Origin of the sequence: Pseudomonas simiae (assembly GCF_000934565.1) — a bacterium.
GTDB classification, from domain to species: Bacteria; Pseudomonadota; Gammaproteobacteria; order Pseudomonadales; family Pseudomonadaceae; genus Aquipseudomonas; species Aquipseudomonas simiae.
This window is the reverse complement of sequence record NZ_CP010896.1, coordinates 4,146,854-4,171,578: the sequence shown is the minus strand read 5'-3', so window position 1 is coordinate 4,171,578 and position 24,725 is coordinate 4,146,854. Positions and strand designations below refer to the sequence as shown.

28 protein-coding genes and 2 pseudogenes are annotated in these 24,725 nt (G+C 60.0%); 13 read left to right on the top strand and 17 right to left on the bottom strand.

The genetic code is table 11. The features are described from left to right. Positions 1 to 12: 12 nt before the first annotated feature. A complete protein-coding gene (locus tag PF1751_RS18930) occupies positions 13 to 1,254 on the bottom strand; it encodes an acyl-CoA dehydrogenase family protein (protein ID WP_042571813.1) in 1,242 nt (413 codons plus the stop codon). A gap of 241 nt (positions 1,255 to 1,495) precedes the next feature. On the opposite strand from PF1751_RS18930, the gene PF1751_RS18925 reads away from it, so the two are divergent. The 3 genes and pseudogenes from PF1751_RS18925 to PF1751_RS29930 all read left to right on the top strand — a co-directional run. Beyond that, positions 1,496 to 2,419, top strand: a complete 924-nt coding sequence (locus PF1751_RS18925; RefSeq protein ID WP_044287569.1) for an ABC transporter substrate-binding protein — start codon at positions 1,496 to 1,498, stop codon at positions 2,417 to 2,419. Between the two features lie 41 nt (positions 2,420 to 2,460). Next, positions 2,461 to 2,553 (top strand): annotated as a pseudogene (locus PF1751_RS29935) (type II toxin-antitoxin system RelE/ParE family toxin); the annotation flags it as partial. Beyond that, positions 2,554 to 2,664 (top strand): annotated as a pseudogene (locus PF1751_RS29930) (addiction module antidote protein); the annotation flags it as partial. Position 2,665: 1 nt separating this feature from the next. On the opposite strand, the gene gudD reads toward PF1751_RS29930, so the two are convergent. Together gudD and PF1751_RS18915 are read right to left on the bottom strand one after the other, a co-directional pair. After that, positions 2,666 to 3,991 (bottom strand): glucarate dehydratase, encoded by a 1,326-nt coding sequence (gene gudD, locus PF1751_RS18920; RefSeq protein WP_010208977.1) that lies wholly within the window; start codon positions 3,989 to 3,991, stop codon positions 2,666 to 2,668. A 19-nt stretch (positions 3,992 to 4,010) separates the two neighbouring features. Further along, positions 4,011 to 5,372 carry an MFS transporter gene (locus PF1751_RS18915; protein ID WP_010208979.1) on the bottom strand — a complete coding sequence of 454 codons (1,362 nt, stop codon included), beginning with the start codon at positions 5,370 to 5,372 and terminating at the stop codon, positions 4,011 to 4,013. 339 nt (positions 5,373 to 5,711) lie between these two features. Between PF1751_RS18915 and PF1751_RS18910 the strand changes: the two genes are divergently transcribed. From PF1751_RS18910 to PF1751_RS18900, 3 genes are read left to right on the top strand one after another with little or no spacing between them, the layout of a single operon-like run. Further along, the gene (locus PF1751_RS18910; RefSeq protein ID WP_010208984.1) at positions 5,712 to 6,431 is read left to right on the top strand and encodes a FadR/GntR family transcriptional regulator; all 720 of its coding nucleotides are present in this window, start codon (positions 5,712 to 5,714) and stop codon (positions 6,429 to 6,431) included. Further along, entirely contained in the window at positions 6,428 to 7,123 is a 696-nt protein-coding gene (locus PF1751_RS18905) for a tRNA (adenine(22)-N(1))-methyltransferase (RefSeq protein ID WP_044287568.1), read from the top strand. The genes PF1751_RS18910 and PF1751_RS18905 overlap by 4 nt, the downstream gene beginning before the upstream one ends. Positions 7,124 to 7,162: 39 nt before the next feature. Then, on the top strand, positions 7,163 to 7,453 hold the full coding sequence (locus PF1751_RS18900) for a DUF3144 domain-containing protein (RefSeq protein WP_010208986.1): 291 nt from the start codon (positions 7,163 to 7,165) through the stop codon (positions 7,451 to 7,453). A 16-nt stretch (positions 7,454 to 7,469) separates the two neighbouring features. Here PF1751_RS18900 and PF1751_RS18895 read toward each other — a convergent pair whose 3' ends face one another. The 3 genes from PF1751_RS18895 to PF1751_RS18885 all read right to left on the bottom strand — a co-directional run bounded on the left by PF1751_RS18895 (position 7,470) and on the right by PF1751_RS18885 (position 9,221). After that, positions 7,470 to 8,045 (bottom strand): DUF2589 domain-containing protein, encoded by a 576-nt coding sequence (locus PF1751_RS18895; RefSeq protein ID WP_010208987.1) that lies wholly within the window; start codon positions 8,043 to 8,045, stop codon positions 7,470 to 7,472. A 59-nt stretch (positions 8,046 to 8,104) separates the two neighbouring features. Next, positions 8,105 to 8,755 carry a DUF2589 domain-containing protein gene (locus PF1751_RS18890; RefSeq protein ID WP_044287567.1) on the bottom strand — a complete coding sequence of 217 codons (651 nt, stop codon included), beginning with the start codon at positions 8,753 to 8,755 and terminating at the stop codon, positions 8,105 to 8,107. Positions 8,756 to 8,837: 82 nt separating this feature from the next. Continuing rightward, positions 8,838 to 9,221: a Mor transcription activator family protein gene (locus PF1751_RS18885; RefSeq protein ID WP_010208990.1), complete on the bottom strand. Its 384-nt coding sequence runs from the start codon at positions 9,219 to 9,221 to the stop codon at positions 8,838 to 8,840. A gap of 164 nt (positions 9,222 to 9,385) precedes the next feature. Here PF1751_RS18885 and PF1751_RS18880 point away from each other — a divergent pair, with 164 nt between their 5' ends. Then, positions 9,386 to 9,925, top strand: a complete 540-nt coding sequence (locus PF1751_RS18880) for a pesticin C-terminus-like muramidase (RefSeq protein WP_044287566.1) — start codon at positions 9,386 to 9,388, stop codon at positions 9,923 to 9,925. Between the two features lie 46 nt (positions 9,926 to 9,971). Here the strand turns inward: PF1751_RS18880 and PF1751_RS18875 are convergent, their stop codons facing one another. Both PF1751_RS18875 and PF1751_RS18870 read right to left on the bottom strand, forming a co-directional pair. Beyond that, a complete protein-coding gene (locus PF1751_RS18875) occupies positions 9,972 to 10,436 on the bottom strand; it encodes a hypothetical protein (RefSeq protein ID WP_044287565.1) in 465 nt (154 codons plus the stop codon). 73 nt (positions 10,437 to 10,509) lie between these two features. After that, on the bottom strand, positions 10,510 to 11,037 hold the full coding sequence (locus PF1751_RS18870) for a M35 family metallo-endopeptidase (protein WP_010208994.1): 528 nt from the start codon (positions 11,035 to 11,037) through the stop codon (positions 10,510 to 10,512). A gap of 316 nt (positions 11,038 to 11,353) precedes the next feature. Here PF1751_RS18870 and PF1751_RS18865 point away from each other — a divergent pair, with 316 nt between their 5' ends. Together PF1751_RS18865 and PF1751_RS18860 are read left to right on the top strand one after the other, a co-directional pair. Further along, on the top strand, positions 11,354 to 13,411 hold the full coding sequence (locus PF1751_RS18865; RefSeq protein ID WP_010208996.1) for a methyl-accepting chemotaxis protein: 2,058 nt from the start codon (positions 11,354 to 11,356) through the stop codon (positions 13,409 to 13,411). Between the two features lie 144 nt (positions 13,412 to 13,555). After that, positions 13,556 to 15,292: an OPT family oligopeptide transporter gene (locus tag PF1751_RS18860; protein WP_044287564.1), complete on the top strand. Its 1,737-nt coding sequence runs from the start codon at positions 13,556 to 13,558 to the stop codon at positions 15,290 to 15,292. A 38-nt stretch (positions 15,293 to 15,330) separates the two neighbouring features. Here PF1751_RS18860 and PF1751_RS18855 read toward each other — a convergent pair whose 3' ends face one another. Further along, a complete protein-coding gene (locus tag PF1751_RS18855; RefSeq protein WP_010208999.1) occupies positions 15,331 to 15,771 on the bottom strand; it encodes a hotdog fold domain-containing protein in 441 nt (146 codons plus the stop codon). Between the two features lie 135 nt (positions 15,772 to 15,906). Between PF1751_RS18855 and PF1751_RS18850 the strand changes: the two genes are divergently transcribed. Next, the gene (locus tag PF1751_RS18850; protein ID WP_010209000.1) at positions 15,907 to 16,533 is read left to right on the top strand and encodes a TetR/AcrR family transcriptional regulator; all 627 of its coding nucleotides are present in this window, start codon (positions 15,907 to 15,909) and stop codon (positions 16,531 to 16,533) included. Here PF1751_RS18850 and PF1751_RS18845 read toward each other — a convergent pair. Continuing rightward, positions 16,511 to 16,966: a VOC family protein gene (locus PF1751_RS18845; RefSeq protein WP_021490752.1), complete on the bottom strand. Its 456-nt coding sequence runs from the start codon at positions 16,964 to 16,966 to the stop codon at positions 16,511 to 16,513. The genes PF1751_RS18850 and PF1751_RS18845 overlap by 23 nt on opposite strands. A gap of 130 nt (positions 16,967 to 17,096) precedes the next feature. Between PF1751_RS18845 and PF1751_RS18840 the strand changes: the two genes are divergently transcribed. Then, positions 17,097 to 17,723 carry a glutathione S-transferase family protein gene (locus PF1751_RS18840; RefSeq protein ID WP_010209008.1) on the top strand — a complete coding sequence of 209 codons (627 nt, stop codon included), beginning with the start codon at positions 17,097 to 17,099 and terminating at the stop codon, positions 17,721 to 17,723. Positions 17,724 to 17,854: 131 nt separating this feature from the next. Continuing rightward, complete coding sequence (locus PF1751_RS18835) at positions 17,855 to 18,577, top strand: BPL-N domain-containing protein (RefSeq protein ID WP_010209009.1); 723 nt, start codon at positions 17,855 to 17,857, stop codon at positions 18,575 to 18,577. A 39-nt stretch (positions 18,578 to 18,616) separates the two neighbouring features. Here the strand turns inward: PF1751_RS18835 and PF1751_RS18830 are convergent, their stop codons facing one another. The 3 genes from PF1751_RS18830 to PF1751_RS18820 all read right to left on the bottom strand — a co-directional run bounded on the left by PF1751_RS18830 (position 18,617) and on the right by PF1751_RS18820 (position 21,213). Next, positions 18,617 to 19,864, bottom strand: a complete 1,248-nt coding sequence (locus PF1751_RS18830) for a hypothetical protein (protein ID WP_044287563.1) — start codon at positions 19,862 to 19,864, stop codon at positions 18,617 to 18,619. Between the two features lie 69 nt (positions 19,865 to 19,933). Beyond that, complete coding sequence (locus PF1751_RS18825) at positions 19,934 to 20,296, bottom strand: hypothetical protein (RefSeq protein ID WP_021490749.1); 363 nt, start codon at positions 20,294 to 20,296, stop codon at positions 19,934 to 19,936. Positions 20,297 to 20,349: 53 nt separating this feature from the next. After that, on the bottom strand, positions 20,350 to 21,213 hold the full coding sequence (locus PF1751_RS18820; RefSeq protein ID WP_010209013.1) for a LysR family transcriptional regulator: 864 nt from the start codon (positions 21,211 to 21,213) through the stop codon (positions 20,350 to 20,352). 112 nt (positions 21,214 to 21,325) lie between these two features. Between PF1751_RS18820 and PF1751_RS18815 the strand changes: the two genes are divergently transcribed. Next, positions 21,326 to 21,934 (top strand): LysE family translocator, encoded by a 609-nt coding sequence (locus PF1751_RS18815; RefSeq protein ID WP_029529083.1) that lies wholly within the window; start codon positions 21,326 to 21,328, stop codon positions 21,932 to 21,934. Between the two features lie 58 nt (positions 21,935 to 21,992). Here the strand turns inward: PF1751_RS18815 and PF1751_RS29670 are convergent, their stop codons facing one another. Genes PF1751_RS29670 through PF1751_RS18800 form a run of 4 tightly spaced genes read right to left on the bottom strand, consistent with a single transcriptional unit; the run spans position 21,993 to position 24,672 of the window. Beyond that, the gene (locus PF1751_RS29670; protein ID WP_010209019.1) at positions 21,993 to 22,118 is read right to left on the bottom strand and encodes a hypothetical protein; all 126 of its coding nucleotides are present in this window, start codon (positions 22,116 to 22,118) and stop codon (positions 21,993 to 21,995) included. After that, positions 22,115 to 22,633 carry a flavin reductase family protein gene (locus PF1751_RS18810; RefSeq protein WP_010209020.1) on the bottom strand — a complete coding sequence of 173 codons (519 nt, stop codon included), beginning with the start codon at positions 22,631 to 22,633 and terminating at the stop codon, positions 22,115 to 22,117. Before PF1751_RS18810 ends, PF1751_RS29670 begins: the two co-directional genes overlap by 4 nt. After that, on the bottom strand, positions 22,633 to 23,661 hold the full coding sequence (locus PF1751_RS18805; RefSeq protein WP_021490748.1) for a methionine synthase: 1,029 nt from the start codon (positions 23,659 to 23,661) through the stop codon (positions 22,633 to 22,635). The genes PF1751_RS18810 and PF1751_RS18805 overlap by 1 nt, the downstream gene beginning before the upstream one ends. 27 nt (positions 23,662 to 23,688) lie before the next feature. After that, entirely contained in the window at positions 23,689 to 24,672 is a 984-nt protein-coding gene (locus tag PF1751_RS18800) for a DUF1852 domain-containing protein (RefSeq protein ID WP_021490747.1), read from the bottom strand. Between the last annotated feature and the right edge of the window lie 53 nt (positions 24,673 to 24,725).

Below are 24,725 nucleotides of genomic sequence, written 5' to 3'. Positions count from 1 at the left end.
GACCTCTGGCCGTTATACCTGTGCCACACCCACCCGCCACTGCGCAGGCGGCAGGATCCCATTCACCAGGTAATTGCCCACAATCCGCGACTTGTACACGCGCGGGTTGTGGTTCGCCAGGGTTCGCGCGTTTCGCCACAGCCGGTCCAGCGCCTTGTTGCTGGCGGTGGCACTGGCGCCCAGTGCATCGAACAGCGCCGTGGTGGCCGCCAGTGTCGCATCCACCACCGGGTTCACGGCCAGGCACACTTCCAACTCAGCCAGCGCGACCTGCGGATCGTCATCGTGCAACGGTTGGTCATGGGCGATTACATACTGCGCGGTGTGCTCCAGCCGTTGCGCCGCTTGCTGGGCGATGGCTTGCGCAGCGTAGGCCTGGCTGGCGACTTCGCCGATCACTTGCAGCAGTTGCACGTCCTGGCCGGCGGTGTCGGCATTGCCGGTGGTGAAGGTGCGCGCGCGTTGGCGGAGTTCTTCGGCGCCGCTGAGGGCGGCGCGGCGGGCGATGCCGGCGAGGGTACTGAGGTGGTAGAGCTGGAAGAACGATTGACCGTGGCCAAAGCGCTGTTGGGTGAGGCGTACGTCGTCGTCCACCACGGGCGCGTTGTCGAAGATGCAGGTGCCGCTGGCGGTGAGGCGTTGGCCGAAACCGTTCCAGTCATCGACGATCTGCACGCCGGGGGCCTTGAGGTCGACGACCACGCTGTAGATCGTGCCGTCTTCGCCGGTGGCGATGGTGTTGATCAGGTCGCTGTAGAGCGCGCCGGTGGTGTAGAACTTTCTGCCGCTGATGCGCAAGGCGCCAGCTTCGTCACGGTGCAGGCGGGTTTCGAAATCGCCGCGGGTCTGGTTGCCGACTTCGGTGCTGCCGGGGGAGAGCAGGGCGCCCTGGCCGAGCCGGTCTAGCCATTTGGCGCGCCAAACCCGGTCCTTGGCACTGAGCACGTCTTCGCAGAAACCGAAGTGCCCACGCAGGGCTTGGGTGATGTTGGAGTCGGCGGCGGACAGTTCCGTGAGCAACGTCAGCAATTCGACCAGCGTCGCATCCTGGCCGCCGTAACTGGCCGGCAGACGCCAGCGCGGCAAGCCCAAGGCGTTCAGTTGCTGGATCACGGTGGCGAGGCTGCCGCGTGTCTGATCCGCCACCGCCGCCTGCGCGAGAATCTGCGCAAAGAGGGGACGAAACGGCGCGGCCAGTTGTTCGTAGCGGGCGGTGGGCGGTGTGCCCCAGATATTCAAAGTGGGAATCGACATGCAATGGACCTTGCAGAAAATGGTTCAGGTGCTGGGGTCCAGTGGTCTGGTACGGCCACCCTAACTCAGGTGCGGCAAAGTTTTTAATACGAAAAGCAGCTAGCGAGCTGTACGACGGTTCTATCGATAGTGCCCAACAGTATTAAACCCTGCGCTTTTATTGCGTTAGCTTCTACGTCAAACGGCCAGACTGCATACCCACAGATGGTTGAACCAACCCTCCAACCCTGTGGGATTTTCCATGATCAACCGTCGAACACTGCTGTCCTTGCTGGGCCTGGCCTCTCTTGCACTGTCTGGAACGTCGGCCGGAGCCGCCGAGCCGCTGACCCTCACCGTGGGTGATCAGTTTTTCTCCAACCGTATCGTGCTGGAGCTGTCGGGTGAGCTTAAAGACCTGCCGTACAAAATCGATTTCAAACGGTTCAACACCGGCTCGCCGGTGGCCTCGGCCGTGGCCAGCGGCGCGCTGGATGTGGGCATCGTCGGCGACACCCCGGTGATCAGCCTGGCCGCCAATGGTGCGCCGGTCAAAGTGGTCGCCAGCACCCAGACCAGCCTCGACGGTGTGGGTATCGTAGCGCGCAAGGGCATTCACTCGGTGGCTGACCTCAAAGGCAAGACCGTCGCCATCTGGAACGGCTCGTGGAGCCAGCAACTGGCGTACAGGGCGCTGGATGAAGCCGGTGTGCCGCGCAGCAGCGTCAACTTCAAATACCTGCTGCCGGCAGAGGCCAGCCTGGCGCTGACCCAGGGCGACATCGACGCCTTCGGCACCTGGGAACCCTACGTGTCGCTGCAGGAAAAAGAAGGCAGCACCCTGATCCGCAACGCCAAGGGCCTAATGAGCGCACCGACCTACATCGTCGCCTACGAGCCGGCCCTGGCGCAGAAAAGCGCGATCATCAAGGACTTCATCGCCCGCCTGACCCGCGCCCGTCAGTGGAGCAACACCCACGTCGATGAGTACGCCGAAGCCTGGTCCAAGGCCAACCAGTCGGCGCCGGAAATCGCCAAGGTGTGGTTCAAGCGCGACGCGATCAAGGTGCTGCCGATCTCGCCGACGATTATCAGCGAGGCCCAGGCCACGGCGGATTTTTTGGTGGATGCGCAGATGTTGAAGCGGCGGTATGACGTGGCGCCTTTGTTTGATCGGGTGCTTTAAACGCGGGGGAAACAAGCCCTCATAGTATCCACCCAATGGTTGTCGGGCCCGGCTACCGGATGTATTTCGTGCGTACGGGTATCACGGCTTACCTGAGTCTGTGGGGGCGCGATAAAACCGACCAGAAAGGGTAGGGGGCAAAGACGCGCTATGAAATGATCCAGAAGCTGATGCTGGCGCCAGGGATTGAGCTGACTGTGCGGCCGATTGCAGGAGCGAGCAAGCCCGCCCCTACAAACCTCTGAATCAGCGCACCAGGCACGGCTGCTTGTTGTTGAAGCGCCACCCCGGAATCAGAAACTGCATCGCCACGCTGTCATCCCGCGCGCCGAGGCCCATGCCTTTGTACACCTCATGGGCCTTGGCGACCGCGTCCATGTCGATCTCCACCCCCAGGCCTGGCTTGTTTGGCACTTTCACGTAGCCGCCTTCGATTTTCAGTGGCGCCTTGGTCAGGTGTTGACCGTCCTGCCAGATCCAGTGGGTGTCGATGGCGGTGATGTCGCCAGGGGCCGCGGCGGCTACCTGGGTGAACATCGCCAGGGAAATATCGAAGTGGTTGTTGGAGTGCGAGCCCCAGGTCAGGCCCCATTCATGGCACATCTGCGCCACGCGTACCGAGCCTTGCAGGGTCCAGAAATGCGGATCGGCGAGGGGGATGTCGACGGATTGCAGTTGGATCGCATGGCCCATTTCACGCCAGTCGGTGGCGATCATGTTGGTGGCGGTCTTGAGGCCCGTGGCGCGGCGGAATTCGGCCATGACTTCGCGGCCCGAGTAGCCGTTCTCGGCGCCGCAAGGGTCTTCTGCGTAGGCGAGTACGTGGTGCTGGTCGCGGCACAGCCGGATGGCTTCTTTCAATGACCAGGCGCCATTCGGGTCGAGCGTGATGCGGGCATCCGGAAAGCGTTCGGCCAGGGCGGTGACGGCTTGGATTTCTTCGTCGCCGCTCAGCACGCCGCCTTTGAGCTTGAAGTCGTTGAAACCATACTTGGCCTTGGCGGCTTCAGCCAGGCGCACCACGGCGTCGGCCGTCAGGGCTGTTTCGTGACGCAGGCGGAACCACTCATCGTCGCTGTCGGCTTCGTTGCGGTAGGCCAGAGGGGTTGCGCTGCGGTCGCCGACATAGAACAGGTAGCCGAGCATTTTTACCGCGTCGCGTTGCTGCCCCTCACCGAGCAAGGCCGCCACCGGGACGTCGAGGAATTGACCCAGCAGGTCGAGCAGCGCGGCTTCCATGGCCGTGACGGCGTGGATGGTGATACGCAGGTCAAAGGTCTGCAAGCCACGACCGGCAGCGTCGCGGGAGGCAAAGGTGCTGCGCATCTGGTTGAGGATGCGCTGGTATTGGCCAATGGGTTGGCCGATCACCAGGCTGCGAGCGTCTTCCAGGGTTTCGCGGATGCGCTCGCCACCGGGCACTTCGCCCACGCCGGTGTTGCCGGAGCTGTCCTTGAGAATCACGATATTGCGTGTGAAGTAGGGGCCGTGGGCGCCGCTGAGGTTGAGCAGCATGCTGTCATGGCCGGCGACGGGGATGACCTGAAAGTGAGTAACGACGGGCGTAGTCATGGCAAGTTCCTGAATAGGCTCAAAGAGGTTTGCTGAGGGCGGCGTTTGTTGGCTCGGCGCTCGGTGAAATCGGAACGGCAGAGGGCGAGGTCTTGGCGAAAAACACCAGGATCGCGGCCAGCAACGAAGTGCCGGCCAGGCCGTAAAGGCCGCCCTGGATCGAGCCGGTGGTCTGTTCCAGGAAGCCGAAGGTGGTGGGGGCGACGAAGCCGCCCAGATTGCCGATGGAGTTGATCAGCGCGATCACCGCGGCGGCAATGCGCACATCCAGGTAACCCTGGGGTATCGGCCAGAACAGCGACGACGCCGACTTGAAACCGATGGCCGCGAAGCAGATCGCCACGAAGGCAAAGATCGGCCCGCCCGTGGTAGACATGAACATGCCCGCTGCCGCAATCAACAGCGCCGCCGCGACCCAAGCCTGCTGGAACTTGAATTTGCCAGACAGCGAGGCGAAGGCATACATGGCGATGATCGAGATCAGCCACGGGATCGAGTTGAAGAAGCCGACCTGCACATCCGTGAGGTCACCCATCTTCTTGATGATGCTCGGCAGCCAGAAGGTAGCGGCATAGATCGTCAGTTGGATGCAAAAGTACAGTGCGCAGAACAGCAGGATCTGGCGGTCCTTGAGCAGTTTGCCGAGGGTCGGTTTGACCGTGGTGAGGGCTTCACGGTCGCGCTGCTCCTGGTCGATGGCGTTGACCAGCGCGTCCTGCTCTTCGCGGGTCATCCACTGGGCGTCGTGGGGTTTCGAGTCCAGCCAGAACCACACAAAGAACCCCAGTGCCACCGAGGCCAGGCCTTCAATGGCAAACATCCATTGCCAGCCATGGAAACCAAAGCCTTCGATCTGCAACAGCGCGCCTGAAAGCGGGCCGGAAATCAGCGACGCAACCGCCGAGCCGCTCAAAAAGATTGCAATGGCTTTACCGCGTTCCGCGCCAGGCAGCCAGCGTGTGAAGTAGTAGATCACCCCAGGAAAGAAGCCGGCCTCGGCCACACCCAGCAGGAAGCGCAGGATATAGAAGTGGGTTTCGTTCTGGATGAACGCCATCAGCGTGGCGACGATGCCCCAGGTGAACATGATGCGGGTCAGCCAGAGACGTGCGCCGACCTTTTGCAGCAGCATGTTGGACGGCACTTCGAACAGGGCGTAGCCGATGAAGAACAACCCGGCGCCGAAACCATAGGCGGCCGCGCCGATGCCCAGATCATGCTCCATGTGCGTGCGCACAAAGCCGATGTTGACCCGGTCGATGTAGTTGAGGATGAACATGATCACGAACAGTGGGAGCACATGGCTCTTCACTTTGCTCACGGCGCGCGCGAGGACGGGATCACGGTGTGGAGCGGCAGATGCATGGCTTGAATTGTTCACAATTCAAAACTCCCCCTGATTATTTTTATGCGGGTTTGCGTGTCTTGTTGATAGACATCATACAAGTAGGTTTCTTGCGACCGCAATCCGCTGGGGAGTGTTTTTCTTCTTATAACGCGGTGGGTAGAACAGATATTCCGGTTATTTATAGCGTGTTTATTGGGCGCGGTGCGGGTTCTTGAGCGAGATTTTTACCGGCAAAGAGCGTGAGGAGGGTATCTGTGAGCGTGAACGATAAGTTTGGTTGTCATACAAGTTGTGGGTTTTTTCAATCAACCCACGCTTGGCGCCGGGCTGGGTGTTAAGCTCCCCGCAGCTCAACCCCGTGGACCTGTTGCAATGCCCATCGAAAGTGGAATCCCCCTGCGTAAACGCTCCACCAACCTGGCCCAGGGCGTGGTCGATGTGCTGACCCAGCGCATTCTGCTCGGCCAATTGAAACCCGGCGAAAAGCTGCCTTCGGAATCCACCATCGTGCTTGAGCACGGTGTGAGCCGAACCGTCGTGCGCGAAGCGATCTCCAAATTGCAGGCCTCCGGGCTGGTCGAGACCCGCCACGGCATCGGCACCTTCGTGCTGGCGCAACAGGCCCAGCAGGGCTTGCGCCTGCATGTGGACACGGTGGCCAGCGTGCGCAACATGCTCGAACTGCGCCTGGGCCTAGAGGTGCAAGCCGCCGCGCTGGCGGCATTGCGCCGCACCGACGAACAGCTGGACCACATGCGCCAGGCACTCGATGACTACCAGGCCTCCCTGGCCAACAACGACAGCTGCGTGGAGGAAGACAAACGCTTTCACCAGTTGATCGCCGAGGCCACCGGCAATACCTTCTTCACCGAAATCATGCTGCACCTGGGCAATGCAATGATCCCGCGCACCCAGGTGAAAGGCGATGAACGTGGCGGCGCCGACTTTGCCAAGCTGGGCCAGTTGGCGAACCTGGAACATGAGGCGATCTTCAACGCGATCAAACGCCAGGACCCGGACGCTGCCCGCGCGGCCATGGTGTTGCACCTGACGAACAGCCGGGATCGTTTTTCGGGGGAGCAGGGCCGTTGAACGAACACACTTTGTCCAAACGCCTGGAGCGCGTCGCCGCCAACGTACCGGCTGGCGCGCGCCTGGCCGATATTGGCTCCGATCACGGTTATTTGCCGGTGGCGTTGATGCGTCGCGGCCTGATCACGGCAGCCGTGGCGGGGGAGGTCGCGACCACGCCCTTTCAGGCGGCGCAACGTAGCGTGCGCGACAACGGCCTGGAGCAACAGATCACGGTGCGCCTGGCCGATGGCTTGGCGGCCATCGAACCTCATGACGGTATCACCGCGATCAGCCTCTGCGGCATGGGCGGCGAGACGATTCGCGACATCCTCGAAAGCGGCAAGCAGCACCTGAGCGGCCAGGAACGCCTGATCCTGCAACCCAACGGCGGCGAGCAACCGCTGCGCCAATGGCTGATGGATAACGGTTATACGATCCTCAGTGAAGAGCTGCTGTTGGAGAACCGTTTCTACTACGAAATCATCGTCGCCGAGCGCGCTGGGCCAGTGGCTTACACTGCTGAACAGCTGTACTTCGGGCCGCTGCAAATGCAAGCCCGCAGTCCGGCGTTCATCGCCAAGTGGCAACGCATGTTGCGCCAGAAGCACAAGACCCTGTCCAGCTTCGAGCGCGCTCGGCAGGCGGTGTCGCAAGAGAAGCGACAAGAGATTGCCCAACAGGCCAGATGGATTGCCGCGTTACTGGCCTGATACCCCTTCATTCAAACCTGATGACCTAGGACACCGACAATGGCCGACGCCACCGACCTCACTTTCTACGACCGCGCCGACGCGCACATCGAACTGTCGAACCAGCAGCTGCAGGCTCACGAAAACCTCGGCCAGGTCAGCGCCTCGATGATGTTCGGCACCACGCGCTTCAATGCCTGGGCCAGCGCGCGCAACTTCAAGTCCGGCGCGGAAATGGCCGATGCACGGGAGGCGATGTTGAAGTACTTCTGTGACCAGTACCGGATGATGCTTGAGGATAATCTGGATGATCACATCAATAATTTCGACCGGTACAAGGTGATGCAATAGGTCCTTTTAAGCGCCTTTAGGGGGCGAAGTCCGAAGGGGCCTGTGCGGTGGGCTGTTCGGTGATAGGGGACGGACCTGGCGGGTTTGCGATGGGGCTGATCAAATGGGTGTACTCCTCGATGATTCGGTTGATCGCCTCCGGTGGCTCGCACGCCTTGAACTCGATACGAATCTGCACCTCATCGGGATCGCGTTCCTGACCCTCACGCTTGGTGGCGCCAAAGGTCACGAAAAACTTCTCGCTGTGGAGGTCGCCGTTCTCCAGGTCGTGGCTGGCTTTTTGCACCTCAGTGCTGTGCATTTTTACCGACAGGTCTACATCCATCTTGTGCAGCGCCAAACCCTTCGGCGCGACCAGTGCGATCAGCGGTACGCTGATGGTATGTCCCTCGGTCAGCGAAATCTCCACCATCTTGGCTTTCATTGGCGTGCCCAGGTCCTCAGCGTTGTAGTCGAAGAACTGGTCGAACAGCGCAATGTATTGATGGGCGATCAAGTTATGCGTGGCCGCTGCGGCCTGCTGCAACCCGCGGGTGATGTGGCTCAAGTCGCTGGCCGACATGGGTTCCTTGGGGCGCGAAAAAAATGCCATGGTGAGCTCCTTTCAAGTCGAGTGGGTTGCCCCGCCCAGAGGGACGGGGCGGGGTGGGACTATTTGGTTTTTTCCGCAGGCTTGGCGTCAGGCAGTGGAAGCACCCCTGCTTTTGGCAGCTCAGTCGGGCTGGTTGGAGTGGCGCTCGGCAGAGTGACCGGCTTGGTGGCGGCATCGGTGAGGAAATCGATGACGCGCATCAAGGCTTCCGGTGGGTCTTGGCGAACGATTTTGGTCTTGATTTCGTAGCGTGCGCGGGTATCTGTCTTACGTGTCTGGGATGACTTGTGGCTGGCGGCACCTTTGACCGAAACGCTGAAAGGACCCCAGCCCATCTTGGCGTCGAAGCTGCCGGAAACATCATTGGAGCTGGTGTCCTCGGCCATTTGGGTGATGGTCAGCTCAAACTCGATGCTGCCTTCTTCGATGGTGATGTTGGGGTGGCTGATCGCAGCCAGCAGCGGAATGCGCATGGTCTTGCTGACCGTGCCTTTGTAGATGCCCTGCTCATCGACGAGGGTTTCGTCATAGTCAAACTGTACCGAAACGGCCTTGCCGGCCTGGATACACACGCCCATGAGAAAGTCCGCATACGCTTTACTGGCAGCGACTTGGGCCTGGATCATTGCCATCAGCGGCCCGGTAATCATCTTGTCCAGTGGGAGTGCGGCGATCACGCCTCCAATGAGACCTTTATCAATATCTGGCATTTTTAATTTCCTTATCTTGAGTGCGCGAAAGTGCGCAACTTCAATTTATCCATGTGGCACTTTGTGATTCAGTAGGAAGTAATTACCGATGAATGCAAATGTCTTGGCGGCGAATATTGGCGATTTGCCGCAGGCTCAGTCCGTACTTCTCGGCTAATACACTTCGTGAAATGCCATCGGAAATACCCATCTGGATATTCTGATTACGGATCTGCCGAAAAAAATGGTCGGACTTGGGTATCTCCAAAGAAATACCTGCGAAGTCATTGATTAAGGCCCGTAAGGCTTCCGGCGATAAAATCAGCGCCAGCGAAGTACGTTGTGCGTGTTTGGGGATGTACTTGGGGCGACCGCCATATACGCAGGTCAGGCGGAACGCGTTTTCCATACCGATACAGGCAACCAGCACCTGAAGGGAGTGGGGGAGTTGTCGAACATCGATGTGTTCCAGGTCTTTCGGTTCCATCGGCCTAACCTCCTTGTGATGTGAGCTGGTCAGAGCTTAGGAAGTAATGCGTGCGGATAATCAGTAGGAAACTTTACCTATGAAGATGGGGAAGTTTTACCTTCTGAAGAGGGGGAGGCGTGGGTGATGGACTGCAGTTTCCTAAACCCAAGAGGAAACTCACCATGCCCAACAATTCGATAGATATGGCTTTCATCGCTCAGCTCGAAGGCGGTAGCGCCACACGTGGTTACGTGCCTGATCCGGAAAACAGCCGTAGCGGCGTCACCATCGGCACCGGCTTTGACCTGGGCCAGCAAAAGGACCTGACTATGCTGCCCAAGGATCTCAGTGACCGGCTTTTACCCTACCTGGGGTTGATCGGTGCGGAAGCCGTCGCATGCCTCGAACGCCTGCCGCTGAATGTCAGTGCGGAGGATGCGCGCAGGATTGACGAGGCCTACAAGGCACCCTTCATCGAGCGCCTGGCCAGTGATTACAGCAAAGCTGCCGGACGCCCATTTGATGCATTACCCGCTCCGATGCAAACCGTGATCGCCTCGGTTGCCTTCCAATATGGCAACCTTGCCAGCCGAACACCGAAGTTCTGGGCGCAAGTTGTGGCGGCGGACTGGAACGCAGCCGAGAGCAACTTGAGGAATTTCGGCGATCGTTATTCCACCCGACGTTGCAAGGAAGCCGCTTTGTTGGCGAGTGCTTTGTAACACTCTAGGAACAGCCACCCAAGCGAATCTTGGGTGGCTGTTTGCATCAAGGGCAGGGTTTGGCGAGCAACAGGCTCACCGATCGCATCGCGTGGGCATCTTCAACATCGGCGCCTTCGTGCAGAGTGCGCCAGTCCACATCAACGCACAGTGCCGTGACGGCCACGTTGTTGAATAAACCTACTTTGTCTGCAAAGTCATAGCGGTAGGTGGCGCGGGTTGACGCGAAGGGTGTAACGGTCGTTGCCTTATTCAAAACGGTGGACACAAGGTCGGGTACTTGTGCCATGGGTGCAGTGAAGTACGTGGGGGAGTTTTTGTTGAAAAAACCATGTTCACGCGTGGCTCTCCATAATTGCTGCCACTGAAAATGACTCGCATGGGCGTTTAGTGTGACGGCATACTCTTTTAGCGTTTGAGGTTCAACATCGGCAGTACTGAGCGCGTGCGCCGGCGCCGCCAACATGTATAGCGCTGCCAGTGAGGCGCGCATCAATAATCGACGTTCCATGTTCAACTCCTGATCGTGGGGGATGAAAAAGCCTGTCCGAAAACAGGCTTTTTCCGATTGCCGCAGCCCTGGATCAATAGGTGTCTTCCACCAGATACTCCCAGCTGTCGGCATTGTTAATGACGGCATTCAGGTTCCCGTCATGTTGCTGTGCCTGCTGAACCAGGCGCAGGCAGGCGTCGCGTCCATCAGCATTGTCGTCAGTGTTCAGCACATCGCGGAAATGGCTGGTTTCGTGGATAAGCGTACCGGCGCGGGAGTCATTGCCATACGTCGGGGCCTCGAAGAAGGGGCGGGCGACTGTGATGACGTGCGCCGGGCCTTGAAGGTTGACGTTTACTTTGGCGAACCAGTCAGCCTGCGGGTCTGTGTCATAAAAAACCTGGTTTTGATGAATGTTGCTCAACGCCGTACGAATCAGCCCCAGGCGTCGCGCCAATTCCTGCAGATTCTGAGGATGGGCGACGCCCATCCAAACCCGGGCGACAGTGGCATTACCGGCATTGAGTTGGTCGATGGTGTAGTTGAGTGAACGCAGTGCCGCCCAGCGTGCTGCGCGGAAGGTTCGGTTTTCGGAACTGGTCAATGGACGTACGGGCATGATGAATCTCCGGTGGTGTTAGGAGATTTCAGTGTGAGCGTGGAGAAAAGCGCTAATCAGCAGGAAGTAATTCCGCTGTTCCTACGGACTGCGCCAATAGTTACAGCGGCGTCTTCAGCACTGAGTGCTTTTGCCCCATTTTCGAGCACGGCACTTGCACGCTCAACACGCGAGCCCGCTTGTTTCCAGCCCCACTACCCACGGCCCGTATCTTGCTTGAGCCAAGCTAATCAATGACATGGCATTTTGCCGTTAGTCATTTCAAGGCTTCACCCCGCGGTGCACCGCGTGGGTCGTTTTTGGGGAGTGGTCGGACATGCACAGCCTTTTATCACCCGGTATCCGCCTGCTGGGGCGTTTCGGCTTTGCGCGCAAGTTCCAGATCCTGTTCTTCCTGTTCATGCTGCCCCTGGCGGGTAGCCTGTGGATGATCGGTTCGGACTATCGCGACAAATTGACCGTGATTTCCAGCGAGCAGTCCGGGGTTCGGCAACTGCTGGCCCTGGATGCGCTCGATGGTCAACTGACGGCCCAACGCAACCTCGCCGCGCGCTGGAAAGCGGCAGACATCCTGCACGCGCCCACCCCGGCGGCGAAGGCGGCGATGGACAAGGTCGACGCCAATTTCCCGGTGATCCTGCAAAGCCTGCAAGCCCTGGGCGATTCGCTCAAAGCCCAGAACGCCAGTGCGGACATCCAGGCCCGCTTTGACGCGTTGCAGGCCACGGTCAAGGGCATGGACTCCCAATCCCTGCGTACCGTGGGCTGGTGGCCGGATGGCTACGACCGTTTCACCTCGGCCCTGACCGCGATGCAAATCTTGCGCGAGCAGATCACCCTGGATGCCGGGCTGATCCTCGACCCGTGGCTGGAAACCTACCTGCTGATGCAGATTTCCACCCAGTACACCCCCGACCTGATCGAGCGCATCGGCCGCATGGCCAGTGTCGGTCAGGCGTCCATTGCTTCGGGTCAATTCACCTTGCAGAGCCGTTTGCAGATGCGCGATTTGCGCAGTCGCATTGGCGATGCGCGGGACCAATTGGTCAAGGCGGCGGCCTCACTCAAGGCCAAGCAATATGCGGGTATTGAACCCTGGACGGCGCAGTACGACAACAGCCTGCAACGCCTGGACAGCGAACTCAAAGTGCTCGACGACGGCGTGTTCGGCGGCACCATCAAACTCGACACGGCGGCCTTCGACACCAGTGTCGACGGCATGCTCGACAGCCTGGGCGCGCTGCGCAACCAGTCCCTCGCCTCGCTGGATGCGCGCCTGGGCCACTACCGTGACCGTTCGTTGCAGAAATTCGTGCCGGTGGCAGCAACGTTCAGCCTGCTGGCCTTGGCCGCGTTGTACCTGTTCATGTGCCTGCAAGCCTCGATCCGCCGCAGCGCCAGCGGCATCACCACCCTGGCCGAATCCCTGCGGGACGGCAACCTGTGTGTCGAAGTGGCGGTGGAAGGGCGCGATGAACTCGCGGCCATCAGCACCGCGCTCAACGTGGCGGTGGTGCAACTGCGCACCAGCCTGTTGGGAGTCAATCACGAGACGCAGCAGCTGGGTTCGGCAGTGCTGACCCTCAACGCCCAATCGGGCAACACCCTCACCGAAGTCGAAGACCAGCAACAACAAATCAGCCAGATTGCCACCGCCGCCACCCAACTGGCCGCGACGTCTTTGGGCGTCGCTAGAAGCTGTGAGCACGCTTCGGACAGCGCCCAACAGACCCGGCGCATTGCCGAAGACAGTAGCCGCGACAGCCAGCGCACCACAGCCAGCATCCAGCAACTCAACGTGCGCCTGACCGACACCGCCGATGCGCTGGAGCAGGTCAGCCAGCAGGGGCAGCAGATTCAATCGGTGGTCGACACCATCCGTGGCATCGCCGAACAGACCAACCTGCTGGCGCTCAACGCCGCCATCGAGGCCGCCCGTGCTGGTGAACAGGGGCGCGGATTTGCCGTGGTCGCCGATGAAGTGCGCAGCCTGTCGCAACGTACCCAGGCCTCCACGGCGCAGATCGCCGGCACTGTCGACAGCCTGCGCGCCACGGTCAGCCAGGCAGTCGCCCTGATGGGCGCGGCGTGTGAGCAAGCGCTGACGGATGCGCAATCCGTCACCGGGCTGGGTACCCGTTTGGGCGAGATTGCCGGCGCGGTGCAGCACGTCACCGACACCCTGGCACAGATCGCCACCGCCGTTGAGGAGCAAGCCGCCACGGCGGATGAAGTGAGCGGTAATATCCAGCAAGTGGACCAGGCGGCAGGGCGTTTACTGGACGGTGCGCGGGCAGTGAACCAGGCGGCTGACACCCTGAGCAAAGGCAGCCAGGCGCTGAGCGACAACACCGCGCGATTTCGTCTGAGCTGACCAGGATTTTGTGAAGGGCAAGCGTGTTGTGGTGAGCGGGGCAAGCCCGCTCACCACATTGTCCCGATCCTCATGGCAGGAACCTTCGGTCGCTCCAGGGCTCACTTACTAAGTCGCCCCGTTTCGTCGCCGAAAGGACTCCGCATGACTTCAGCCCCGCCAACGACTCTCCCGCACGGCCCCGTCACCCGCGAGCTGAGCTTGCGCGCGGTCATCACCGGCAGTGTCCTCGGCATCCTCCTTACGCCTTCCAATGTGTATGCCGGGTTGAAGATCGGCTGGTCGTTCAACATGTCGATCATCGCGCTACTGATCGGCTACGCCATCTTTCAGGGAGTGGCCAAGCGTTCCACCGAGCACCTGCCGTGGACCTTGCACGAAAGCAACATCAACCAGACCGTCGCGTCGGCCGCCGCGTCAATCATTTCCGGTGGGTTGGTGGCGCCGATCCCGGCCTATACCTTGTTGACCGGCAACCAGTTGGACGCCGTCCCGATGATCGCCTGGGTGTTCTCGGTGAGTTTCCTGGGCATCTGGATCGCCTGGTATCTACGGCCCTCGCTGCTGAATGACAAGGCGCTGAAATTCCCCGAAGGCATGGCCACCTTGGAAACCCTGTTGCACATCTATAACCACGGCCGCGAAGCCGCGACGCGCTTGAAGGTGTTGCTCAGCGCCGCGTTGCTCTCCGGGCTGGTCAAGTGGGTGGACACCTTTATGTGGGCCTTCCCGCGCTGGTCGCCCAGCGCTCAGTTGGAGCGCCTGACCTTCACCGCCGACCCTTCGCTGCTGCTGGTGGGCTTCGGCGGCATCATCGGCATTCGCGTGGGCCTGACTCTGCTGCTCGGTGCTTTGCTCGCCTGGGGCGGCTTGGGCCCCTGGTTGTTGGCGCAACACCTGGTCACGTTGCCTGCGGACAGCAGCGGCCCGCAGTTCGCTGCGCTGGTGGAGTGGTTGCTGTGGCCGGGCGTGAGCTTGATGGTGTGTTCCACCTTGGCGTCGCTGGCGATTCGTTTGTGGGCGTTGTACCGGTCAACGCACTCCAGCGGTGGATCGACTTGGACAGTGCCCAAGCCAGGTCCGGCCGCCGGTTTTGCGTTGGCGATTGTGCTGGTGGTGAGCCTGCAGGCGCTGCTGTTCGGTATCAACCTGGGCATGGCGTTGCTCACTATTCCCTTGGCGATCTGCCTCGCCGCCGTCGCCGCGCGCGTGGTGGGCGCCACCGGTATTCCGCCCATCGGTGCCATCGGGCAACTGTCCCAGCTGAGCTTCGGCATCGTCGCGCCGGGGCAGGTGCCGATCAACCTGATGAGCGCCAACACGGCCGGCGGCGCGGCCGGGCAATGCACGGACTTGATGAATGATTTCAAGGTGGGCAAGGCCATTGGCGCCACGCCGCACAAGCAAGTGATCGCGCAAATCCTGGGGATCTTCATCGGCAGCATTGTCGGCGTATTCGCCTACCTGGCCTTGATCCCTGATCCGCAATCCATGCTGCTCACCGAAGAATGGCCGGCACCGGCGGTCGCCATCTGGAAAGCCGTGGCGCAAACCCTCACCCATGGACTCGATTCTCTGTCCACCAGCATCCGCTGGGCGATTGCCATTGGCGGCTTGGTTGGCGTGGTGCTGGGTGTGCTGGACAGCACGTTGCCTGCCCATCGTGCCCGCTTCCTTCCGAGTGCCGCCGCCCTTGGCCTGGCCTTCGTATTGCCGGCCTCGGTCTCGCTGATGATGGCCCTGGGCGCGATACTGACCTGGCTGGTGAGCTGCCGCTGGCCGAGCCTCACCGAGCGCTTTGCGATCACCGCTGCCGCCGGTTTGATTGCGGGGGAGAGCATCACCGGGGTAGGGGCATCACTGTGGTCGATGGTGAGCTGAAGCGTGGCTCGGCAAAGGCCGAGCCTGCCATCACGGCCTCAGGCGATCTTCACGTTCATGGTGATCTTCGCGGTAAACACCTTCACCTCGCCCTCATCGAAAATATCCACCGGCACGATCTTGTCTCCAGCGGTTGACCAATCAATGCCGCTGCCATCCGCGACGGCGCGGATGTTTGACTTGGCCTTCGCCAGATACTCCACGGTCATGCCCTTGGGAATCCATTTGGCACCTGACGGGATCGACACGTCCGTCATCGTCCCACCCGCCAATTCCGCTGCGTTGCACAGCGCAATGGCATGCACGGAGGCCAGGTGATTGGTGATTTCCTTTCGAAACGGCACGTTGACCACGGCATGCCCAGGGCGCAGTTCGGCGATTTCCGGGTTGATGGTGCTGAAGTAGGGCGCCACTTGGCAGGCCATTTGGCTGAACGCTGCCGGGCCTACACTGTTGAACATGCTGAGAAACTGGCTCATGGATTATCCTCGCAATGGGTTAACAGAATAATATTCTGTAACGGAACAATATTCTGTAAATTGCGCGAGTGTCAAGCCATGCCTTCTCTGCAGGCGGCTGTACCCTTAGACTCCGCACATTTGGCGAGCCACTTCATGCACGCACCTGATCTGATCGAGCGCACCTTCCCGAGCCGGCGCAGCGACCTCAAGCGCAGCATCCTGCGCGAGGCCCTGGCCAGCTTTAACGAAGTCGGTATTGAAGCGACGAATATCGAAACCATCCGCGCGCGGTGCGAGACCAGTGTGGGCGCCATCTACCATCATTTCGGCAACAAGGAAGGTATCGTCGCCGCGCTGTTTTTTGCCGCGCTGGACGATCAGGCCGCACTGCGAGAACAACACCTCAAGCAGGCACAAACCGCTCAGGCGGGGGTGGAAGCGCTGGTACGCAGTTATGTGGAGTGGGTGGATGCGCAACCCGAGTGGGCACGCTTTATGTTCCAGAGCCGCTTCGCCGTGGCCAACGGCCCGCACAAGGACGAACTGCTCACCCGCAACAAGCAGCGCAATGCGCAATTGACCGAGTGGATGAGCGGCGAAGGCCGCCGTGAGGCGTTCAGCCATATCCCGGCGGAATTGTTGCTGTCGCTGATCATCGGCTCGGCGGAAAGCTACGCCCGTGCGTGGTTATCCGGCCGGGTCAAGCACAGCCCGAATCACTACGCGCAATTGCTGGCGCAGGCGGCGTGGGCCTCGATCAGTCAAACGCCTCCAGAATAAACGCCTCCAGCGTCGCCTCTTCCAGGATCTCCATGGAGAAATGCCCAAAGCGTTTGGGCAGCCAGATAATGCGCCCCCCGGAAGGTGACTGCAGATGCTCGCGGGCCAGAGGCACGCCGTTCTCGTTCTCAGGCTGCACACCCGCGGCGATCAGCTGGTCATAGGCGATCTCGATGTCCGGCGTGGTGTAGCAATGGCGATAAATCATGCCTTCGCCGTGAGCATCCAACAGTTCGCGCAGGTTCCCGGCGATCGGCTGGACCAGCATGAAGCGTTCTTGCCCCATCAGCACCACGGCATAGCGCACATGCAGGCCGCCGCGTTCCCACACGAAGGTCTTGGAGATGCGTGCATTGAGGATGCGTGCGTAATAGGCACAGGCTTCCTCAAGGTTTTCGACCAGTATGTCGACGTGGCTGAATTTCAGATCCATGGTGTGTCCCCTTCCGAACCGATCCCCATGGTAACCACGGCGTCTGTCACGCAGAAAATAATTTGTCGGCACTCGCGGAGGCTGGCGTAGTCTGTTTCCAAGACACCCCTCTCGCCCCGCGGAGCACTCAATGATCATCGTCCACCACCTCAACAACTCACGCTCGCAACGCATCCTGTGGCTGCTCGAAGAACTCGGCCTGCCCTACGAGATCAAGCGCTACCAGCGCGACCCGAAAACCAACCTCGCACCACCGGAACTCAAGGCGATCAACCCGCTGGGTAAATCCCCGGTGATCGAAGACGGCGACCGGGTGCTGATCGAGTCCGCCGCCATCATCGACTACCTGATCCGCCGCCACGGCCAGGGCCGCCTGCAGCCGGACCCGGCCAGCGCCACCTACGACCAATACGTGCAATGGCTGCATTTTGCCGAAGGTTCGGCCATGTTGCCGCTGATGCTCAACCTCTACGTCGGCCGCCTGGGCGAGGCTGGCGCGCCGTTGCATCCGCGTATCGAATCGGAAGTGGCCAACTACCTCGGTTACCTGAACGACGTGCTCGCGGATAAAAGCTACCTGCTCGGCGATGAACTGAGCGGCGCGGATATCCAGATGAGCTTTATCGGTGAAATCGCCAAGGCCCAGGGCAAGTTGCAGGCTTATCCGAACCTGGCGGCGTGGGTGCAGAAATTCCAGGCGCGACCTGCGTATCGCAAGGCAGTGGAGCAGGGCGGGGAGTATGCGTTTGCCAAATAAAGGCCCCGGCGTGACGTTTTAAAGCAGCAGCGGGGCTCCGTTCATTTCTCGTCGCAGTGTTTACAACTGTTAACGAATTGAACGGGGCAATCGCTATAGGCTTGGCGGTGTCCAAACCGGAGTCGTACGCCATGAACCTGCGAGCCATCGCCGCCACGTTGTTTGCCTTTGCCCTGTTGCTGCCGTCACCGGCCGAGGCCGGCACGCCTATCACCCACGTCGCCATTTACCGGGGGCCGGCGGGCTGTGACGACTGTTCCGAAAACGTGGCAAAAGCCCTGCAACGCCTCAACCCTGACTACCACATTGATTTTGTGGGCGCGGATGAGTCGATCGACATCACGCCGCAAACCCTGGCGCGCTATGACCTTTACGTGCAACCCGGCGGCGGCCAGGACATCCCCGGCGCCCTGCGCAGCCTGGGAGAGGCGCGCAGCGAGGCCATCCGTGGTTATGTTGCCAACGGTGGGCGCTACCTGGGGTTGTGCATGGGCGCCTACCTGGCGGATGACAGCAACCTCGGTTTGATCCCGCAGGACCTCGACGCAGAAGCCGGTCGTCCCGGTTTTGAAGTGCCTGGCATTGCCGATGCCGCCGTTCAGGTCACCTGGGCGGGCAAGGTTGACCACGTCTTCTTCCAGGACGGCCCGTACTTTCCCAAAGGGTCACACACCACCATCGCGACCTACCGCAACGGTGATGTGGCGGCCGCGCGGTACACCTATGAGAAAGGCGTGGTGGTGCTAAGTGGCCCGCATCCTGAGGCCGGGCAAGCGTGGTTCGAGAATGCTGATATTCCGTTGAGCAAGATGCCTGAAGGGGATCTTTTCGGCTCGCTGATCCGCAGCTTTTGAGACCCACCTATCCCTTTGCAGTGGTCAGACCAACCTGCGTCAGCGCACCACGTCCAGCGTCTGGATTTCATTCACATAGTGGGTCTGGCTCGATGTCGACTCCAGCGTCAGCGCGACGCCCAGGTCCTCGATAAACGCGCGCGACGATGAATACCCGTCCTGCTCGCAGGCCAACCGGATCGCATCGCCCGTCAGCGACGCAAACACCTGGCGCGCCGGGAAGCGCTCGCCCACCTTGCAGGTCAAGGTGGTTTCGGTCGGTTTGTCGGTGGACTTGACCGGTACATTGGCCATCTGCAGATGGGCACTCAAGGTCTGGCCCGGCGCCCAGCTCGTCGGTAGTTTCACCTCGGCCTCGCGGGTCTGCAGTACCTGGCCGTCGCCCACACCGTTCATTTTCGATTTCAGCTGGATCAGGTCCGCCAGCATCAAACGGTCCACATTGAAGGCGCTGCCGTAGGCTTCATTTTTCACCAGCAAACCGCCCTCGGCCTTGAACCGGATCGTGATCGGTGCGTCCTTGCCCGCGCCATTCTTTGACAGGTAGGTGTAGCTCAACGTCTTGAACTTGGGCTGCAACAGCGGCGAGTCGAGGCCCTGGAGCACGTTGGGCGGCACCGGCACATCGGCGAGGTTAGTGTCGGCCACGGTGCGCGGGTAATCCACCGGCGCAATGTCCGGCCGCAACAGCGCCAGCAACCCGGCATTCACGCCGCCCTGCACCGAACAGCTCACACGGGAATACTTGCCCTCCGGCTCCACGATCAGCACCCGTTCCACATTGCGCAGCCCCGGTGCCTTGCCCGGCATGGGTTTGATCGCCTGCCAACTGTTGCCCACCTTCAACTCGCTGCGCGTGTATTGCCCCTCGCCTTTTTGCAGCGCCCCCGGTTGGTCCAGCAATGCCGCGAAGCGCTGGGCGACGTCATCAAGACTGCCGTCCACCGTGAAACCCCAGAAATAATACAGGCCCAACGGGCCAAGATCGCTGACCTCGTCGTTGTAGGACAGCAGCTTCAACCCCGCGATGGCTGGCGCGCTCACCGGCACCGCAGTGGCCTTGGGGTCGGTGCGATCGCGCACCGCGATCCAGGCGAAGTCCTTTTCCTGCTTGAGCGGTGCATAGGCCTGCCAGGCGTCACGGTGGGTGTTCAGACGGCTGAAGAACGTCTCGTCACAGCGGGTGAAGGCCTTGAGCGTGTCGACCAACGCAGCGTCGTCGGCCTGGGCAATCGAAGGCGACAGCAGGGCAGATGCGAGCAGGGCAGCGGAAAACGGCAACTTCATGGGAAAGGACTTCCTTATCGGCGGGCGAGAAACAGGGCGAGGCATTATCCAGCAGTTGGGCGCCAGGCTCTAGTTGGCTGAGCGCGTCAGGCGCAAACGCCAATTGCCGCCGTGCTGAGCATGGCAGGCTTCTTCAGAATCAACGTGAACACAACGCGCCAAATGTACAGGCGGGATCTCGGCGTCGTGCAGCGCGGTGGCGGTCAGCTCGCGGAGACGTGCATCCAGCCCCGTGGCCACGGCATGCGCCTGGTTGGCGCGGGTGTCGAAGACCCAAGTGATGCGCAGACTGTGGGGGAAGTCGGCGTAGTTGACGGTGTGGGTCAGCCATTCAAACCCTGGGATTTCGGCTTTGGCGGTTTCGCAAGCGTCGGTCAGGGTGGCGACAAGGCGACGTTCGATGCGGGCGCTGTCGCGTTTTGATGAAGTCACAGAAAGCTCCGAAAGAAGGCAGGCACCGCAGATTAACAGGGCGCAGGTGATGGCTAGGGCTGAATTCTTAGCGCACTGATGATAAACCCATGCAGGCTATTGACCGCCTTCGACCCGCGAGACGCCCGGCTGCGTAGAATCGACACCTCCATCGGCTCGATATTCCCCAAACCGTGCTCGCTGCCCAAGACCTGAAGTGACGGCTGCACCGTGCACTGAGTAATCGCGGCAATCGCGAGCCCGCCCTCAACCGCAGCCACTTGGCCGGCGAGGCTGGAGCTGTTGTACACCACCTTGAACTGACGCCCCTGCTGGGCCAGTGAATTCACCGCATACCGGCGAGCCAGGCTGGCGCTTTCGTAGACGGCGATAGGCACCGGGTCCCGGCGCCACAGTTCGAACTGAGGCGAGCCTACCCACACCATCGGTTCCTTGAACAGAAAGGTGCCACTGTGCGGCGAGTCCCTGGACACCAGCGCCAGATCAAGGTCACCACTGCGCACGCGTGGGATCAGTGCGGTGGACTGTTCACAGGTCAGTTCGATGTCCACACCGGCGTAACGCGGCGCAAAACGCTTGAGCACCGGCGTGAGGTACTTTGCCGCATAGTCTTCCGCGACCCCGAGACGAATGCGCCCGGTCAAGGCTTCACCATGAAACGCCGCCTGGGTTTCGGCGTGCAAGGCGAGCATGCGACGGGCAAAGCCCAGCAATGTCTGGCCGTCATCGGTCAACTGCAGGTGCCTCGGGCCTCGGTTCAACAAAGGCCGTCCCAGCGCGGCCTCCAGTTTCTTCATTTGCATGCTGACGGCGGACTGCGAACGGTTGACCTCATGGGCCGCGCCCGACAGCGAACCGGCGTCCACCACCGCCACAAAGCACTTGAGCCAATCGATCTGCAAATCACTGGAAGGCATGCGGTTTACCTCTATTCGTTTATCGAATGGCTGTGTAGTGAATTATGCGCTTTTCATGATAGCCGTTCGCTCGCAGGATACGGGCTTGAATCCACCGTTGCCGGACCTGATCATGCCCTTCGAGACCTGGTTGCTCTACCTGTTCACCTGCTGTGGCATAGCGGTAGTGCCTGGCCCCAATGCGTTGTTGGCGCTGACCCATGGCGCGATCCATGGCAGCCGTAAAACCCTGTTCACTATCAGCGGAGGCGTGCTCGGCTTTGCCTTTGTGCTCATGCTGTGCGCACTGGGCCTGGGCGCGTTGATCCAGGCCTCCGCCACCTGGTTTACCGCCTTGAAAGTGGCTGGTGGACTGTACCTGATCTGGTTGGGTTTCGGGTTGTGGCGATCCGCCCCGGTCAGCCTGGACGCGGCCGGCGCCCCGACGCTGAGCAGTGGGTCGCTGTTTCGTCAGGGACTGGTTTCGGCCATTTCAAACCCCAAGGCTTTGCTGCTGTTTACCGCGTTTATTCCACCTTTCCTGGACCCGCACAGAAGCCTCATCGCGCAGACGGCCACCATTGCACTGACTTACGCTGTCGTCGAGTTTGTCGTTGAATACACAGTGGCCAGCGCCGCACACCGGGTTCGACCTTGGCTGGCGCGTAGCGGGCGACGGTTCAATAAAGTCTGCGGTGGGTTCTTTGTGGTGTTTGGGTTGGCGCTGCCCATTCACAGCTGAGGGCAAGGCTTCCCTTTGTTTCTTCTCAATCACCGGCGACAACGCGCCCGACGCCAGCTCATTCAGGATAAACGCCTTGGCCGGCGGTCAATTGCATCACGCGTTTCACCAGGTGTTCTTCATCGCTGACGATGACGCTGGCGTTGCCGTAGGTGCAGTCACGGCGGCGTGGGTAGAGGCTCAAACCACGTCAGGCGCGGCGATGTTGCAATATTGCCCTTTGAAATACAGCAACGGCTGCGTCGCTTCCGCCTCTTGCAGGTTCAGTGCTTTCACTTCGCCAATCACGATCAGGTGATCTCCGGCGGCGTGTTCGGCGTGAATGTCGCAGTCCAGCCAATGCAGGCTGCCGGCGATGATCGGGTTGCCCAGCGGCGATGCCTGCCAGTCGACGTCGTGCCACTTGTCGGTGCCGCGCCGCGCGAACTGGTTGGAGATCCTGACCTGCGCGCCCGAGAGGATATTGACGGCGAATCGACCGGCCTGACGGATTTTGGGGTAGCTGGCGGAACTGGCCATGACGCTGAATGACACCAGCGGTGGGTTCATCGACACGCTGTAGAACGACTGGCAGGTGAAGCCAATCGGCTCGCCATCGATGTGCGATGTAATCACCGTGATGCCGGAGGCGTAGTGCCCGAGCGCTTCGCGAAAACTCAAGGGCTCGATGGCCGCACGGGGACGTGACAGGGTGGGCATCAGTTCGACAGTTCTCGGCGGATGATTTCAGCGCCTGCACTCAACGCATTCAGCTTGCCGCGTGCCACACGGCGGGGCAGGGGGGCCATGCCGCAGTTGGTGCACGGGTAAAGCTTGTCGGCATCCACGAACTGCAGGGCTTTGCGCAGGGTATTGGCGACTTCTTCCGGTGTTTCAATGGCGTGGTTGGCCACGTCAATGGCACCGACCATCACCTTTTTACCGCGAATGAGTTCGATGAGTTCCATGGGCACATGGGAGTTATGGCATTCCAGCGAGACGATATCGATACTGGATTGCTGCAGCTTGGGAAACGCCTCTTCATATTGCCGCCACTCGGAGCCCAGCGTCTTTTTCCAATCGGTATTGGCTTTGATGCCGTAGCCGTAGCAGATGTGCACCGCGGTTTCACATTTAAGGCCCTCGATGGCCCTTTCCAGGGTGGCAACGCCCCAATCATTCACCTCATCGAAGAAGACGTTAAAGGCCGGCTCGTCAAACTGGATGATGTCCACACCTGCCGCCTCCAGTTCGTGGGCTTCTTCATTGAGGATCTTGGCAAATTCCCAGGCCAGTTTTTCGCGACTTTTATAGTGGTTGTCATACAGCGTATCGATCATCGTCATGGGGCCTGGCAGCGCCCACTTTATCGGTTGATGGGTTTGCTGGCGCAGGAACTTGGCGTCCTCGACAAACACCGGCTTTTGACGCGTGACAGCACCCACCACCGTCGGGACGCTCGCATCATAACGGTCACGGATTCTGACGGTTTCACGCTTCTCGAAATCAACGCCGCTGAGGTGCTCGATAAAGGTGGTGACGAAGTGTTGGCGCGTTTGTTCACCATCACTGACGATATCAATGCCGGCGTTTTGTTGTTCTTGCAGGGACAAGCGCAACGCATCTTGCTTGCCCTCGAGCAAGGCCTCGTCTTGCAGTTTCCAGGGCGACCAAAGTGTCTCGGGTTGTGCAAGCCAGGACGGTTTAGGCAAGCTGCCGGCCGTTGAAGTAGGTAATAACTTTTTCATTCGGGGTGACCTTGTCTTTTAAATGAGTCAACGCGCGCCGTGGGCAGACCACTGCTCCAGCACCGACTGGTAGGGCTTGATGAAGTTTTCCTCAACAAATTTGCCCTGTTCAATGGCCAATCGGCTGCGTTCTTCGCGGTCATACACAATCCGCGTTAATGAATAATCTTGGTGTTGCAGGCTGGGCTGGTAAGATTTACCGGCTGCAGAGTTAGCGTTGTAGATCTCCGGGCGGTAAATCTTCTGGAAGGTGTCCATAGTGCTGATCGTGCTGATCAGCTCAAGCGTGGTGTAGTCGCTGAGCACATCGCCAGCAAAGTAAAAAGCCAAGGGCGCCACGCTATTGGCAGGCATGAAATAGCGCACTTTCAGCCCCATCTTCTTGAAGTATTCATCCGTCAGGGAGTATTCATCTTGCAGGTATTCGACGCCCAGTACAGGGTGCAGGTTTTCAGTGCGATGATAGGTCTTGGCACTCGACACACTCAGGCAGATGACGGGCGGCTTGTTAAAGTGTTCTTTATAAGTGCTCGAGTTGACGAAGCTCTTGAATAACTTTCCGTGCAGCTCCCCAAAGTCAGCGGGTGTGCTGAAGTGGGGCTGGTCCTTGTTGTGCTCCAGCAAGCGCACGCTGAAGTCATAGTCGCGCACGTAAGAGGAGAAGTTATTACCGACAATGCCTGGCAGGCGCTCGTTGGTTTTTCGATCGACAATATGGGTTTTCAATATTTCAATCAACGGAATGGCATGGCCGCTAAGTTGATCATCGATGTCCATTTCAACGGAAATGATGTCAAGTTCGACAGAATAACGATCGCCTTTTGGGTTATCCCAGTGGGCCAAGGCGTTGAAACGGTTGTCAATCATCCTTAACGTATTGCGCAAGTTTTCTTGACGACTCGCGCCCCTCGCCAAATTGGCAAAGTTGGTGGTGATGCGCGTATTTTCGGCGGGGTGGTAGTGTTCGTCGAAACGAATGCTCTTGACCGTAAATGCAAACTCTTTGTTCATAGTGATACCACACCCTTTTTGCCGCGATAGAACCTGAAGGTATTGAGTGTTCA

What these genes read in the sequence shown, in the direction of transcription:
- PF1751_RS18930 (WP_042571813.1), bottom strand. Translation starts at nt 1,254, where the DNA reads ATGTCGATTCCCACTTTGAATATCTGGGGCACACCGCCCACCGCCCGC.
- PF1751_RS18925 (WP_044287569.1), top strand. Translation starts at nt 1,496, where the DNA reads ATGATCAACCGTCGAACACTGCTGTCCTTGCTGGGCCTGGCCTCTCTT.
- gudD (WP_010208977.1), bottom strand. Translation starts at nt 3,991, where the DNA reads ATGACTACGCCCGTCGTTACTCACTTTCAGGTCATCCCCGTCGCCGGC.
- PF1751_RS18910 (WP_010208984.1), top strand. Translation starts at nt 5,712, where the DNA reads ATGCCCATCGAAAGTGGAATCCCCCTGCGTAAACGCTCCACCAACCTG.
- PF1751_RS18900 (WP_010208986.1), top strand. Translation starts at nt 7,163, where the DNA reads ATGGCCGACGCCACCGACCTCACTTTCTACGACCGCGCCGACGCGCAC.
- PF1751_RS18895 (WP_010208987.1), bottom strand. Translation starts at nt 8,045, where the DNA reads ATGGCATTTTTTTCGCGCCCCAAGGAACCCATGTCGGCCAGCGACTTG.
- PF1751_RS18890 (WP_044287567.1), bottom strand. Translation starts at nt 8,755, where the DNA reads ATGCCAGATATTGATAAAGGTCTCATTGGAGGCGTGATCGCCGCACTC.
- PF1751_RS18885 (WP_010208990.1), bottom strand. Translation starts at nt 9,221, where the DNA reads ATGGAACCGAAAGACCTGGAACACATCGATGTTCGACAACTCCCCCAC.
- PF1751_RS18880 (WP_044287566.1), top strand. Translation starts at nt 9,386, where the DNA reads ATGCCCAACAATTCGATAGATATGGCTTTCATCGCTCAGCTCGAAGGC.
- PF1751_RS18875 (WP_044287565.1), bottom strand. Translation starts at nt 10,436, where the DNA reads ATGGAACGTCGATTATTGATGCGCGCCTCACTGGCAGCGCTATACATG.
- PF1751_RS18870 (WP_010208994.1), bottom strand. Translation starts at nt 11,037, where the DNA reads ATGCCCGTACGTCCATTGACCAGTTCCGAAAACCGAACCTTCCGCGCA.
- PF1751_RS18865 (WP_010208996.1), top strand. Translation starts at nt 11,354, where the DNA reads ATGCACAGCCTTTTATCACCCGGTATCCGCCTGCTGGGGCGTTTCGGC.
- PF1751_RS18860 (WP_044287564.1), top strand. Translation starts at nt 13,556, where the DNA reads ATGACTTCAGCCCCGCCAACGACTCTCCCGCACGGCCCCGTCACCCGC.
- PF1751_RS18855 (WP_010208999.1), bottom strand. Translation starts at nt 15,771, where the DNA reads ATGAGCCAGTTTCTCAGCATGTTCAACAGTGTAGGCCCGGCAGCGTTC.
- PF1751_RS18850 (WP_010209000.1), top strand. Translation starts at nt 15,907, where the DNA reads ATGCACGCACCTGATCTGATCGAGCGCACCTTCCCGAGCCGGCGCAGC.
- PF1751_RS18845 (WP_021490752.1), bottom strand. Translation starts at nt 16,966, where the DNA reads ATGGATCTGAAATTCAGCCACGTCGACATACTGGTCGAAAACCTTGAG.
- PF1751_RS18840 (WP_010209008.1), top strand. Translation starts at nt 17,097, where the DNA reads ATGATCATCGTCCACCACCTCAACAACTCACGCTCGCAACGCATCCTG.
- PF1751_RS18835 (WP_010209009.1), top strand. Translation starts at nt 17,855, where the DNA reads ATGAACCTGCGAGCCATCGCCGCCACGTTGTTTGCCTTTGCCCTGTTG.
- PF1751_RS18830 (WP_044287563.1), bottom strand. Translation starts at nt 19,864, where the DNA reads ATGAAGTTGCCGTTTTCCGCTGCCCTGCTCGCATCTGCCCTGCTGTCG.
- PF1751_RS18820 (WP_010209013.1), bottom strand. Translation starts at nt 21,213, where the DNA reads ATGCCTTCCAGTGATTTGCAGATCGATTGGCTCAAGTGCTTTGTGGCG.
- PF1751_RS18815 (WP_029529083.1), top strand. Translation starts at nt 21,326, where the DNA reads ATGCCCTTCGAGACCTGGTTGCTCTACCTGTTCACCTGCTGTGGCATA.
- PF1751_RS18810 (WP_010209020.1), bottom strand. Translation starts at nt 22,633, where the DNA reads ATGCCCACCCTGTCACGTCCCCGTGCGGCCATCGAGCCCTTGAGTTTT.
- PF1751_RS18805 (WP_021490748.1), bottom strand. Translation starts at nt 23,661, where the DNA reads ATGAAAAAGTTATTACCTACTTCAACGGCCGGCAGCTTGCCTAAACCG.
- PF1751_RS18800 (WP_021490747.1), bottom strand. Translation starts at nt 24,672, where the DNA reads ATGAACAAAGAGTTTGCATTTACGGTCAAGAGCATTCGTTTCGACGAA.